The sequence below is a fragment of the Bacillus altaicus genome (genome assembly GCF_042136375.2).
Classification (GTDB): Bacteria; Bacillota; Bacilli; order Bacillales; family Bacillaceae_G; genus Bacillus_A; species Bacillus_A cereus_U.
In genome coordinates this window covers 1,899,286-1,911,668 of record NZ_CM143394.1, presented here as the reverse complement: position 1 = coordinate 1,911,668, position 12,383 = coordinate 1,899,286, and the positions used below count along the sequence as shown (strand labels likewise).

The window sequence follows — 12,383 nt, the reverse complement described above, 5'->3', positions numbered from 1 at the left end:
TGATAATTTCGCTTTATAACAAAGAGCAAGGAAAGTATCAGTGGATAATTCTTCATCACTGAAATTCCCTTGCTCTTCATTATTTTTCTTTATTTTTTTTTTGCTCCCATCGTACTTTGAATCATATCCATGATTTCTGGAATAATTTCAGAAATAGGGAATTCATCAAATCCATCTAACCATGTAATCGGATCAGCGATTTCTGGGTTTGCTGTTTTTGCATATAACCAAACTAAATCATAAATAACTTCAAAATCTACTTTACTTAAATCAGCATTTGCTAAATCAATAGTAGGTTGTGAACCATCTTGAGGTGTGATTGGTGAAATGATTCCTAATCCAAACATATCCGCAAATAAATCACGTCTAAATTGTGCCTTGTACTTTTTAACTGTTGCCGCTGTGCTTTTTAATCGAACTTGTTTTCCATCTATAGTAATTGTCTTTTCCATTTATAATTACGCTCCTTTTGGTGCTGCCGGTGTTTTTACATATACTTTTTTGTACCAGTCGTTATAAATTACTTGTGTTGTTTTAGCAGTCGTTTTCGTTTTAACCATTGGTCTTCCACCAGGTACTAAAACAATTGGGCTAGAAACAAACTTCAATTCATTTGTATTTGGTTCAGCAGAACTTGTTTTTGTTTTAGATGCAAGTGTCGGACGACTTGCTGAACAGTTATACATAACATGTCGAGTTGCATTGACATCACCATCAAACTCAAATAATAATGCGAATGGTTTTCCTTTTGCATCAGCCAATTCATTTAATACGCCATCCGTTTCGTCTAATTCCTCACCGAGTGCATCAATAGCAAACTTTTCTGGGATAGTAGCAATACTTAATGTTCCATCGTAACCTTGGTTATTACTTGCCGCGTAATAAAGCATGTCATCTGCATAGAATTCAATTAAATCACCGCGTGGCTCAAAAGTTAGTTCGACTCCACCAGGTAATGGAATTGGCGTCCCGAATGTAACTAAAAAATCCTTAGTATCTAATGGTACATAATGTACATTTTTCAAACCGAATGTTACCTTGTTTTCATTCATTTACATCAACCTCGTTTCATATATTTTTTGATACATTTTTTCAGATTCAATAAAAGTCCCATACGATTCATAAGGAATATCATGATCGTCTAGGACTTGTTCTAATTTGGCTTCGGCAACTAAATCTTTTTTAATTGTATAAAGCTCAATATTTAAATCATTTATCTTGTGATACACCTTATTATCAGCCATGAGATTCGCTGAACCGTCCACAAGAAAACAAATATACGGTGGCGCTGGAACCAGATTAGTTGGTGTTGCTGTAAAATGCGAATAAGCCACAGGATAGCCTGTAGCTTCAAGAATTTTTATTAATTCTCCTAATGTTAATGTCATGATTCAATTGCCCTTTCAATACGTCTTGGCAATTCATCAATTACATACTCTTCAACTGGACGAATATGCACTTTCTCCGGTACTCGGCCACCACCAGCTTTCGCATGACCATTTTCTAAAAGGTGCGTTAATTGCCCCTTTGTATTATGGATAACAACGGAGTTCCCATCTTTTTTCTTACGCCAACCTTTACGATAACCACCTGTTTTTTTAGGACTATTTTGTTTTAACTTACCTACAGCAATATCAGCTACATCTTCTTGTGCAGTTGTTAATTCTTCTTCCACAACATTCGCATATCTTTGTAATTCTCTAGCAATCTCACTCGCAAAATCATTCATATTAAACATGCTCCTTTGCGATAATAGTCAATGTTTGATACATTTCATCATCATTCATTGGCGGTTCGATAATGTCAAAGATACGGCCTTTCATATTAATTCGCATTAATTCTGTAATACCTGTTGTATAAGGAATCACAAACCGATAAATTCGTGTAGACTGTGAAGCCGAAGCTTCAATGTACTCCGAACCTTTTACCGTTTTTATCATTGCCCATGCTTTTTTAACTTCTTGCCAATCACCTGTTTCAACTTCTTGATTCAATTCATCTTTTATTACTTCAGGTTGTTCAATAATAATTCGATTCCTAAAATCACCTGTATTTAAAGGTTTTTTGTACTGAAAAGGACGCATATTAATCACCGTCCAGTTTAATTTCTTCTAATGCTTTATCAATACTTAGACTATTAATCTGACTTAAAAAATTCTTATCAAAATACTCTAAAGCATCGTTGTAAACATAACGAGAGCGTTCAAAGACTAATTCCTTGAACACCTCGTCTTTATTAAGATCATAATCACCACAAACTCTGACTAAATCTTTATTGGATGCAAAAAGGATACGTTTTAGGTTGTCATCTTCATCATCACCTAATCGCATCCTATCTTTGAATTGCTGTAATATTGCAGTTGAAATTACTGTTTCCATTCACATCACCCTTGAGCTGGTGGAGTTGGTGCTTCTTCAAGTTTTAATGTGTAAACTTGAGATGTATATTTGTCCTTCGGCTTACCTGTAGCGTATTGTTTAGCGATGTAAAGTGTCGCATCCTCTAAAGCTAATGTTTCTTCATATTTTTTAATTGGTTCAGTTCCGCCCATCGCTGCAATATACTCTCCTTTAACAAAAAACAGGACCTTTCCTTGAGGGACAAACACTGATTCTGTAGGAGTTGGATTGAAAGGTAAGCTTGTCACATATACTCCAGCCGCATTTTGAATTGTTGCATTTGCTTGGATATCAAAAGTATCAAACGGATTTGTTACCATAACGACTTTCCCAGCAATATTTTTGGGTCTGTCTGCATCAGTTTTACCATCAGGATTTAGTTTTTTAGCCAGTAATTTAACAACGCCTTTTAATTCGTTGATTGTTTTGCGACCTGGTTCAAACGTTAAAGTCCCTGCTGTTTTTTTATCTGGATATACTCCTCCAACAACACTTCCACTTGGATCTTTTAACAATCCGATAGGCTCATCTTTACCTGTACCAATTACAAATCCACGTTCTAAACCTACAGACATAGCTTCTGAAATCATTGTACGAACATATCGTTCCACCCATACCGGACCAAGTTTAAGCATGTCATTTGCCAATGGGATAAATGCCGTTAATTTAAGTTGAGAGATAGACTCTTTTCGGAATGTAGCATTTAGTTGTCCTTTAATATCACCGAATAATGGTCCCCATACAGCTGCACCTTCTGGATCTCCATAGATAAATTCTGTCACAGCACCTAAGTTTTCTAATCCGATATGTTCTAACAACGGATGACCTTGAACTAAATCATCAAAAATTCGTTCTTGTGTTGTCTTAGGTAATGTTTCAGTATCTTTAAATCCACCATCTTGAACGACTGCATTAAAGAATTTCATTTCCTCACTCGTTAATACGTTAAAACCACGAGACTGCATAATAGAACGGTCTACAATAGATTCATTGACTTGATTCAAGATATCCGAACGTACATCTGTAGCAAGTGCTTCAATCATGGAATTTAAAGCCACTGTTTGTTCTTCTGGCGTTCCTTCCTGCGTTGCTTTCGCAAAAGCTAGTTTTTTCTCTTCAAAGTTATTAAATTTAATTACCATAATTTATTTTCCTCCTAAATTTAAAAAGAGCGTACCCAGATTCTGTTTCGTATTAACAGGCTCTTGAATAAGCTCTTTTGGTTTTTGATTATTTGGCTGTTTCGTATACTTAGCTACTAAATCTTCTTTAAAATTTTCTACTACTTCCTCTTCTTCCTCTTCTTGCGTATCATCTATTTCGATTTCATCAGCAATTTCATCAGCTAAACCAAGAGCAATTGCTTCCTCTGCTGTTAGCCAAGTTTCATCTTTCAAAAGTTGTTTTAATTCTTCGTCTGTTCCAACAAAACGTTTCTTATAAGATGCCGCTAAAGCTGAATCAATCTTTCGTAAATCTCGTGCGGTTTTTTCAAAAAGGTCTGCATTTCCATATTCAAAGGTACTCGCTTGATGAATCATCATCATAGTATTACTAGGCATAATGATTTTATCACCTGCCATTGCAATTACAGATGCGGCACTAGCTGCCCAACCATCAATATGAACTATAATTTCTGCATCATGCTGCTTTAACTGATTACAAATTGCTACACCATCAAATGCGGAACCTCCACCCGAATTAATATGAACGTGGATTTTTTCTGCTTTAACATCTTGAATTTTTCTTCTTACAGCTTCAGCATTATTTTCACTAAACCATCCACCGATTGACCCATAAACAGTTAATTTATACTCATTCTCACCTTTAGCTTCAAAGCGAATATCTCGTTTTAAATTTAAAAGCTTATTCATGTTCAAATGTTCCATCATTTCTCACCTCCTTCAGATTCATTTAGTTTCGTATAGTTTTTCGTAATATGATGGATATTTAAGTTTGGATCATCAGAACCTTCATAATCTACTTCTGAACGAATCTCATTTCCTGTAAATGCACTTGAAGAAATGAGTTTATCAATACTTGTTGCAAGGTCAAATATACTCTGATAAGCAACAGCCTTAACTTCAATCTTTTGTCCTGAAAGATATTCATTCATTTCAAAGAATTTAACATTCGCTTCATCAGATAGCTTTTTTAATAATGGTCTTACTGTGAAAAGCATATAATTTTTCGTTTGCTTCTCTACATCAGCCATTTCCCCATATAATAAAGCTGTCGGAATACCGATGGCCATTGCTACTTGATTTAAAAACCCATTTGTTACTTTATTGATTTCTTCCACACTTGGGCCATTCGCAACACCATTATATATTTCGTTATAATTAATACCCTTTTGTTGCGGAACAATAGCTATATCTTTTGAACCAATCGACTTATACATGTTGTCTATAAACTCTTGTAACTTCGCTATTTGTTCTTCTGTTTTGGCACTAATCATATCCATATCAACCGTGCCACGAACTTGATTTTTACGCTTCTGTGAGTTTACTATCCTACCAAATAAATCTCCGTAATCCGCAAATAATCCATCGATAAGTGGAGATAATTTATCGTTCCGATACTTTAAGTGAATTACTTCACTTTGTTTAAAACTTCTCTTAAACGTGTAATCTTTTACTATTACATCAGTAAAAGTATCTTCAAACACAGCATACTCATTATGTCGAAATCCATCGGCAATAAGTAAATCACCATCATCAGCTTGTATGACTAAACATTCATTATCATAAATAAGTTTACGAATAAATCTTTCCCAGAAAGTGCTGGCCGTCATGTTTTTGTTCGGTCTAACGTTTAATCGATAATAAAGCTCATTCTTTTCAAATGCTTTACCTTCTCTTACTCTGAATTCAGATTGACTAATCGTTCTTCCTAGAAAAGATACGCATGTATCAAGTGCTAATCGTTTCATATGAACCCTGTTTGCTGTATCAGCAATTAAATCCAGATCGACCATAAATTCTAGTTCTTTATTTCTTTTGAATACTGAACCTAACCATCCAATGGTTACCACCCCCTTTATTAGAATTTAATATCACTTAATATGAAATCTGCTGCTTCTCGTATTTCATCTGCTCGATAAAGAGCATGAACAAAACTTTGGAATCCGTCAGTTTTTCTTCGCACCGGTTCTTTCTTTTCATATATTTTATTTCCGTCACCCTTAATCACAACCAATACATTCTGTGTATACCAACGCATAAGAGGATTATCACCGAAAACAATCTGCTCATTTGCAAATGCCATTTCAATCCGTGGCGCTAATAAACTATGAATTGCCTTAGGGTTTCTTATAACTTCTATTTCAAATCCTTCTGCTACTAATAAAGGTCTTATCGCTTCCATTCGGAAATTATCAGCTATAATTTTCTTAATACCATATTGTTCACGCATTTTTACAAACCAGTCAACAATGTGTTGAGGATTGATAGTTGGTTCGTCCACAACAGTTAGTAAGCCTTGTTCTTCCCATTCTTTTATTGGCGCAAACTTCTGTTTTTTGAACTCACCTGCTTTTTTAGAATATCCATAATAGATATCAACAAATTCTTTTCGCACAAAGGAATGAGTTTTAAAGATATACTCACCAGTTTGTCTAAATAAAAGACCGCATGCCGCGAAATCTCGAATACTTGCAAAGTCTAACGATCCAATACATTCTTGACCATGTAAATCTGGTAACGGTCGATCTGTAGCAAGAATTTCTGACCATTTTGCAACAGAGCGTTCTAAATTAGTAACAGGTAAGTTCATACGCTTTGTCATGAACTCTTCTCGGTTGCTTGGATCATCCTCTAAATCTTCATATTCTTCCTTTATCGTTTCAAGTAATCCCTCAGCATACTCACTTAAAGGCTTAGATAACATGGGATTCGCAAGCTCCCAATTACCAAGATCATCTACTTCAGTTTCGTCATTCAGTTTACAAATAAAAGGAAAGACAGCATTCGGACGTGCTTCGCCGTTTAGTACCTTCATTGCCTTTTCTTTTTGCTTATCTAAGAAACCGTCACGAACATATCCATCTGTACCAATGTAAAATTCACGTGGGTTTTTCTTTTTCCCTAAACCACTGATATGAACACGGACATCTTTATTGCTTTCGTATTGATGTATTTCATCAAATACAACCGCACCATCACGCAAACCATCTTTTGTATCTCCATTTGAAGTCCTAAACTTCAGTACACTTTCAGTAGCCTTTGAAACTGTTTGAGTTAACGTCGTTTTAAAGGCTCTTTTCAAGACCTCATTCTTCTTCACACATTTATGAACTTCGTCAGGGCTTGTTTTTGCTTGTTCTTCACTATTCGCTACAACTGAAATGTTATACTCTGGAATGCCATGCAATTCACTAATTAAAAAGTGAATAATAACAGAAATCAGACCGTTTTTACCGCCGCCACGTCCTAACATCCACAGGAATTTACGATAAAATACACGTCCATTTTTCTTATAAAATAAAAAGACGAATGCTATTAAGAATTTTTGAAATGACTGCAATGGAAAATACCACTTCTCACCGAAGTTTATACAATCCTCAATCATTTCATCATCAAAATACAAATCGTCTCTGTTTAAAACATGTTTTTCTAGATATTCAATTAACAGATCTCTTTCTTTATTGAACTTTACTTTCCCACTTCGATAAAGTTCAATATATTCTTCCACATACTTTTGCTTAATCATGTAAGATCACTTTTGCTATAACCTGTATTAGGGATAGTATTCTTAACAACAAACTTTATATCTCTCCCTAATGCAATTAAAGAACTGTTAATTTTATTCCTCTCACTTATAAGAGGGTGGGCCTTAACGAAAACTTGAGTTCCATTTTTAATTGTTACGGATTCCCCTTCTTTAGTTATCGTTTTATTAATTTTTCGAAATGCTTTAACTAGATCAATATAGCGTTCTACCTTTTCAACTTCAACTAAATCTGTCGTATCAATACTATTCATAAGCTGTTCCTTTAACCTTACAATACTAACAGCCATCTACCCACCCCCCCCTTACGTGCGTATTTTCGAAAAAAACCTGACAGTTAACCCCCTCCTCCGGTGCCCCTTATACGAAAAATTGATGAAATATTTTAAGGGGGGGTATTGTTTCTGAATCATTTTTACCACATTTCATCGTGTTCCCATTTATTCTGTTTCTTTTTGAATGTCCTACCGTGTTCTTTATTGTGGCAATCCACACAGACTGTTTCAAGATTATCTATTTCTAATGCAAGTTCTGGATGATGTTCTAGTTCTTTGATATGATGGACAACTAACTGTATCTTCTTACGCTTCGCACTCTCACTGTACTCATTGGTATCTGTTTGAACACGACCATTGCGTTTACACTCTTGGCACTCATAGTTGTCACGCTTCTTTACTTGCTCTCGTATACTCTTCCACTCACCACTGTCATAGAACTTACGCTTCTGTTGTTTGGTTTTGTATTCATTCACTATCCTTTACCTCAATCACACCTGTATCAATACGCTTCTCTCGGTGTTGAATATCAAGGCACTTCTCACAGTAGAAAGTAGCTGATACATCTACACCATAACGATTAGCATCAGAATAAAAAGAAGTAGTCTCACTATCTAACACTTGATACTTATGCTCACACATCTATATCACTCCTTACACTTAAATCCTTTCTCCATCTATCTCTTTCCAGTAATTCTTTTATTGATGTTTGTTTCAGGTATTTCACGGAATAAAACATAGGTTTCTCTCCATACAGCTTGTAATACTTAACATCTATTCCGGCTTTTTTGTGTGCTTTTTCAAGAGGCTTAAGGTATTTGATATATGCTTTCTTATCAATAGGCATAAGACCAAGTGCAGCAATCTTACCGTTTAAAACGCTGTCCATCTATCCTCACTCCTAATTCTTAATAAATTCATCCATTGTTTTATCGAGCAAACTAATCATTGCTTCTCTCTTTTGCTTTGGTGTTGTATTATCTTCCAACTCATTAAAGATTGGAATTGCACCCTTTAGTTTTTGTTTATCGATATGTTCATTTACAAGGTCTTGTCCTAACATTGAAATGAATGTACCAATCGCAACCGCTTGTTCTTGTTTAGTAAGTTTCATTTATCTCACTCCCTTGATCTCATTCGCTGATATCTTGATAGAATCAGATGTACGTTTAACTAAGGATCGCGCTAATAATTTACCATCATGATATAATTCAACTGTGTCTGTTTGCCCCGTAAACTTACCTATAACCTGTTCTAACTTCGATAATGCAGCCGCACACTCATCAGTAGCCTTCGTTAGTTCTTTAATATTTTCTTGCGCTTCTTTCGTATCGATAATGATTTGAGCCGATGCTACATTTTTGTTTTCCATCATTCATCCTCCATTAATTCATATTCTCTTATTCTTACAAGCGCGTCCTCAAGAGTACCTAAGATATTATCCACGCTATCAATTGCACTTACCTGTCTACTTAACATATCGAATTTATCTTTTAAGCCCTCCACAGTTTGCTCTAATGATATTACCGATTCCTTTAACTCTTGATTTTCTTTAGCTAAATTTGATAGGTATTCGAGTTTCTTTTTCAATTTGATGTTTTCTAACATTTCATCCATTACTTACACCACCTATGTAATTTTCGCATAATAAAAAGCACTCCATAAGGAATGCTCAACTTATTATTTACTGACTTTTTATACTTTTTCTTAAGAAGTAACTTACATATTATTTATAAAACTAATAGCCATAATATATTACCTTCATTAATTTATTAGTTATTGGATTTTTTTTCATAATATGTATACATTCTATTACCGATAATTTTATTTTCTTTCTCAAAGTTTGCTTCTCTCACAACATCTGCAAAAATCGGATCCATAAAATGATCTGGTGGAATATTCCCATGCTCATCTAGGTATTTTCTATAAATCTCTTTTTTGGTTAATGGCTTTTCCGATGCAATGATAATATCTGAAAGCCTTTCGAAAACCAATGGTGTAAGTTTGTAAAGCAAATATTTTTCATGGTCATTCATTAAATTTTCATTAACTATATTTCTGTTAACTTCTTGTGTTAAATTCTCCATTTGTTGTGCAATCATTATTTTAATTTCTTCAGTTGTTAAGCCCTTCTCCCCAGCGGTATCAATTATTTCTGTAATATCCTCTGCCTTTAATTTCAATAAAGATATTACATGGCTTGGGTCCATCTTATCTACTTTTTGATCCATATTATCGAGCTTCGATTCCACTTTTATTAATGTTTCGTGCATTTGATTCGTTAATCTTTGGTTATCGCTATCTTGTTTAAGCGCAATAAAAATCGCTACAAGAGCTAAAGCTATAGATACCGCGCTAGATATTATAGAAAAATTCGCTTCTATTTTGTCATTATTATAAAGCACAGATATAAAATAGATATTTGATATTCCCAAAATTCCTACTATCCATATCCAATCACGATTTCTCCATTTATTATTATCCATTAATTATCGCCCCCAAAAACATTATGCGACAATATGGAATTTTTATCTATATATTTTCATATTAATTTAACAAAATAAGAGCAACCATACACCAGTTGCCCTTTCATCAAAATCTTATGTTATTACTATAAATACGGTAAATGAAGTTTTATTCTTTTTCCAACCACCTAATGTTGTTACATTTTTCTGCACCAATATTATTAAGTAGCTGGAAGAAGAGCAAAAGCTCTCCCCAATAACGGTATCATTCAATCACTACCATCTGCTGGTTACGGATTTTATGTGCCCTCATTATGAATCGTTTAGACAAAATATAAAGGAATCTTTATGAGTTGTGTTTTCCGCCACTTCTCACAATACAAATATAACACGATAATTCCAAAACAACCGGCACATTTACTGCCAAAAAACGGTCACGACTCTGCCACTTATTTTATTCCCGTTATCCTTACTTATAATAGTCCGATTCCACTCAATTGAACATAGTTACTATTAGCCTTCACTTTTTTAACTTCAGCAATGCCCTTAACGTCAGTTACATAAATTGTAGAGAATGTAAACTCCACTTCGTTACCATAGTATGCTGCCATTATAAAAAAATCTTTTGGTCCTGGATATTCAATGTCTATTGTCCATTTACAATTCTTTTCTCTATGTATCTTAAAATAAACTTGATCATAATTAATTTCCTCTCCTAGCCCTTCTATAAAAAGTTTCTTTACAATATATTCCCTCATCTTCTCAACTCCTTACTATTTTAAATTCTAACAGACAGCACCAATCTTGTAACAGCACTTAGTTACCCATATCTTATATTTTGTGTAACTGTCCCTATCGTTGAACCCCTTGATATTCATAGCTTCATAACACTTTCTCTTTTGAATTACACAACACATAAAAAATGGGTAACTATAAAACACAAAAAAAATAAAAAGGATGTTGCTATATTTTAAATTTAATCATAGCTTTATCCATTGCATCTTGGTTGACACCTATGTATCTTAACGTAACTCTTTCGGATGAATGATTAAATATCTCCATAAGTAAGGCTATATTCTTTGTTTGCATATACATGTGATATCCAAATGTCTTACGTAATGTATGTGTACCTATCTCATCTAATCCAAACTCTGATGCCGTACTTCTAAGTATCTTATATGCCATGCTGCGTCCAATCGGTTTATTCTTTCCTTCGCGACTCTTAATTAAATACTCATTGTCATCTCTTTCTTCAATGTACCAACGTAGTTCTCTTTTTAATGATGGAGTTAATTGAATACGTTTCTGTTTCCCTGTCTTCTTTTCTCTCATTGAGATGTGGCTTCCTTTTAAATCACTAACTCTTAGTTTTAAAATATCACTGATCCGCAAACCTGTATTAATCCCCATTACAAACAAAATATAATTGCGCTCATTGTTTTCCCTCAGATATTCTTTAATCTGTTGTATTTGCTCTGGATCACGTATTGGCTGAACAAAATTCATCGGTCATCCCCTCCGTAATGCTCTTCTGCCTCATATACTTCTAATCTAAGAGCAAATGCTAGTTTATAAAAAGCATTAGATTTATTGCGTCTGTATGTACGTTCACTCATTCCAACCTCGTTATAAATCATGTAATCAAAGACTTCTTCATCTTCTAAATATCGCTTTACAATGATGTCTCTTTGATTCTTGCTAAAGCGACTTAATGCCTTATCAATTTGAAAGGATAAGCGTTGTAGTTTCACTTCTCTTTCACTCATTGCAATATTTTTCAACGCAACATCTTCAGCTGGCTTGCCTACCATATTTGTTGAGCCGTGGTATCTTACCTCGCAAGAAGCTGTGACCTTCATCTCATTTCTAATCATCCCAAATTGTCTATAAATACGAACATTTTCAAGAACCTCTTCTAAACGAACTTGTGTTGCTTTACGATCAATTTTAGGTAAGAAAGTTAATTGCGTCATGTATAAAAACACTCCTTGTCTATTTTATTAATAAAAAAACAAAAAGCGGACATCAAACCAAAGGGCAATATTGCTAATGCTCTTTATGGTTTGATGTCCGCTGGTTCTTCCAGTAGGACTAAATATTTAATTTTTATTTATTATACCATTTTCACACAATTAATCTATTTTTCTATTCAAAGAATTATTTTTAAAAATATTAACTAGCAAAATAGTTAGTATTACTAAGCTATTACTCCAATCGTTCTATTTAATTTATACATATATTAATAGTAAACCGAGGAAAGGAGGTTTTTTTATGGGTGAGCATACAAAATGTGTTTGCGAACAATTAGAAAGATTACAGTTAGGTACAGAAGTAGATGTTTTCCTTACAGGAACAACACTAGAGGATCTTATTTTCACTAACTTTAATCCAGATAATTTTTGTGTAACATTTGTGGATAACACAACAGAACCTGGCTCTATTATTGTTTTGGACTGTCGTGATATTCAAGCGCTTAGAATTGAAGCTGAGTAGAGTAAAGATGGGGCTTTGAAAA

Annotated in this window: 22 protein-coding genes; 1 reads left to right on the top strand and 21 read right to left on the bottom strand. The window is 34.2% G+C overall.

What is annotated here, in order from left to right; genetic code table 11:
• Positions 1 to 89: 89 nt before the first annotated feature.
• The 21 genes from ACE38F_RS10175 to ACE38F_RS10075 form a co-directional block, all read right to left on the bottom strand.
• On the bottom strand, positions 90 to 452 hold the full coding sequence (locus ACE38F_RS10175) for a hypothetical protein (RefSeq protein ID WP_016097932.1): 363 nt from the start codon (positions 450 to 452) through the stop codon (positions 90 to 92).
• Positions 453 to 458: 6 nt separating this feature from the next.
• The gene (locus ACE38F_RS10170) at positions 459 to 1,052 is read right to left on the bottom strand and encodes a major tail protein (RefSeq protein WP_375369393.1); all 594 of its coding nucleotides are present in this window, start codon (positions 1,050 to 1,052) and stop codon (positions 459 to 461) included.
• Positions 1,053 to 1,388 (bottom strand): hypothetical protein, encoded by a 336-nt coding sequence (locus tag ACE38F_RS10165; RefSeq protein ID WP_375369394.1) that lies wholly within the window; start codon positions 1,386 to 1,388, stop codon positions 1,053 to 1,055. It abuts the gene before it with no gap.
• Positions 1,385 to 1,729, bottom strand: coding sequence for an HK97 gp10 family phage protein (locus tag ACE38F_RS10160; RefSeq protein ID WP_375369395.1), 345 nt, complete (start codon positions 1,727 to 1,729; stop codon positions 1,385 to 1,387). The genes ACE38F_RS10165 and ACE38F_RS10160 overlap by 4 nt, the downstream gene beginning before the upstream one ends.
• 1 nt (position 1,730) lies before the next feature.
• A complete protein-coding gene (locus ACE38F_RS10155; protein ID WP_375369396.1) occupies positions 1,731 to 2,084 on the bottom strand; it encodes a phage head closure protein in 354 nt (117 codons plus the stop codon).
• Between the two features lies 1 nt (position 2,085).
• Positions 2,086 to 2,379, bottom strand: coding sequence for a hypothetical protein (locus ACE38F_RS10150; RefSeq protein ID WP_375369397.1), 294 nt, complete (start codon positions 2,377 to 2,379; stop codon positions 2,086 to 2,088).
• Between the two features lie 5 nt (positions 2,380 to 2,384).
• Positions 2,385 to 3,542, bottom strand: a complete 1,158-nt coding sequence (locus ACE38F_RS10145) for a phage major capsid protein (RefSeq protein WP_375369398.1) — start codon at positions 3,540 to 3,542, stop codon at positions 2,385 to 2,387.
• 3 nt (positions 3,543 to 3,545) lie between these two features.
• Positions 3,546 to 4,289 (bottom strand): head maturation protease, ClpP-related, encoded by a 744-nt coding sequence (locus tag ACE38F_RS10140; RefSeq protein ID WP_375369399.1) that lies wholly within the window; start codon positions 4,287 to 4,289, stop codon positions 3,546 to 3,548.
• Positions 4,289 to 5,434, bottom strand: a complete 1,146-nt coding sequence (locus ACE38F_RS10135; RefSeq protein ID WP_375369400.1) for a phage portal protein — start codon at positions 5,432 to 5,434, stop codon at positions 4,289 to 4,291. Before ACE38F_RS10135 ends, ACE38F_RS10140 begins: the two co-directional genes overlap by 1 nt.
• An 8-nt stretch (positions 5,435 to 5,442) precedes the next feature.
• Complete coding sequence (locus ACE38F_RS10130; protein ID WP_375369401.1) at positions 5,443 to 7,110, bottom strand: terminase TerL endonuclease subunit; 1,668 nt, start codon at positions 7,108 to 7,110, stop codon at positions 5,443 to 5,445.
• The gene (locus ACE38F_RS10125) at positions 7,107 to 7,418 is read right to left on the bottom strand and encodes a P27 family phage terminase small subunit (RefSeq protein WP_002128755.1); all 312 of its coding nucleotides are present in this window, start codon (positions 7,416 to 7,418) and stop codon (positions 7,107 to 7,109) included. Before ACE38F_RS10125 ends, ACE38F_RS10130 begins: the two co-directional genes overlap by 4 nt.
• 125 nt (positions 7,419 to 7,543) lie before the next feature.
• Positions 7,544 to 7,879 carry an HNH endonuclease gene (locus tag ACE38F_RS10120; RefSeq protein WP_375369402.1) on the bottom strand — a complete coding sequence of 112 codons (336 nt, stop codon included), beginning with the start codon at positions 7,877 to 7,879 and terminating at the stop codon, positions 7,544 to 7,546.
• On the bottom strand, positions 7,872 to 8,045 hold the full coding sequence (locus ACE38F_RS10115; protein ID WP_165690430.1) for a hypothetical protein: 174 nt from the start codon (positions 8,043 to 8,045) through the stop codon (positions 7,872 to 7,874). The genes ACE38F_RS10120 and ACE38F_RS10115 overlap by 8 nt, the downstream gene beginning before the upstream one ends.
• A complete protein-coding gene (locus tag ACE38F_RS10110) occupies positions 8,038 to 8,292 on the bottom strand; it encodes a hydrolase (protein ID WP_375369403.1) in 255 nt (84 codons plus the stop codon). The genes ACE38F_RS10115 and ACE38F_RS10110 overlap by 8 nt, the downstream gene beginning before the upstream one ends.
• A gap of 12 nt (positions 8,293 to 8,304) precedes the next feature.
• Entirely contained in the window at positions 8,305 to 8,517 is a 213-nt protein-coding gene (locus ACE38F_RS10105) for a hypothetical protein (RefSeq protein ID WP_375369404.1), read from the bottom strand.
• Entirely contained in the window at positions 8,518 to 8,775 is a 258-nt protein-coding gene (locus tag ACE38F_RS10100; protein ID WP_375369405.1) for a hypothetical protein, read from the bottom strand. It lies immediately after the preceding gene.
• Positions 8,775 to 9,020, bottom strand: coding sequence for a hypothetical protein (locus ACE38F_RS10095; RefSeq protein ID WP_375369406.1), 246 nt, complete (start codon positions 9,018 to 9,020; stop codon positions 8,775 to 8,777). Before ACE38F_RS10095 ends, ACE38F_RS10100 begins: the two co-directional genes overlap by 1 nt.
• A 155-nt stretch (positions 9,021 to 9,175) precedes the next feature.
• A complete protein-coding gene (locus tag ACE38F_RS10090) occupies positions 9,176 to 9,889 on the bottom strand; it encodes a hypothetical protein (protein WP_375369407.1) in 714 nt (237 codons plus the stop codon).
• A 452-nt stretch (positions 9,890 to 10,341) separates the two neighbouring features.
• On the bottom strand, positions 10,342 to 10,626 hold the full coding sequence (locus ACE38F_RS10085; protein WP_375369408.1) for a hypothetical protein: 285 nt from the start codon (positions 10,624 to 10,626) through the stop codon (positions 10,342 to 10,344).
• Between the two features lie 205 nt (positions 10,627 to 10,831).
• Positions 10,832 to 11,374: a site-specific integrase gene (locus ACE38F_RS10080; protein WP_088099465.1), complete on the bottom strand. Its 543-nt coding sequence runs from the start codon at positions 11,372 to 11,374 to the stop codon at positions 10,832 to 10,834.
• The gene (locus ACE38F_RS10075) at positions 11,371 to 11,841 is read right to left on the bottom strand and encodes an ArpU family phage packaging/lysis transcriptional regulator (protein ID WP_375369409.1); all 471 of its coding nucleotides are present in this window, start codon (positions 11,839 to 11,841) and stop codon (positions 11,371 to 11,373) included. The genes ACE38F_RS10080 and ACE38F_RS10075 overlap by 4 nt, the downstream gene beginning before the upstream one ends.
• Positions 11,842 to 12,139: 298 nt before the next feature.
• On the opposite strand from ACE38F_RS10075, the gene ACE38F_RS10070 reads away from it, so the two are divergent.
• The gene (locus tag ACE38F_RS10070; protein WP_002161827.1) at positions 12,140 to 12,361 is read left to right on the top strand and encodes a hypothetical protein; all 222 of its coding nucleotides are present in this window, start codon (positions 12,140 to 12,142) and stop codon (positions 12,359 to 12,361) included.
• Positions 12,362 to 12,383 lie beyond the last annotated feature (22 nt).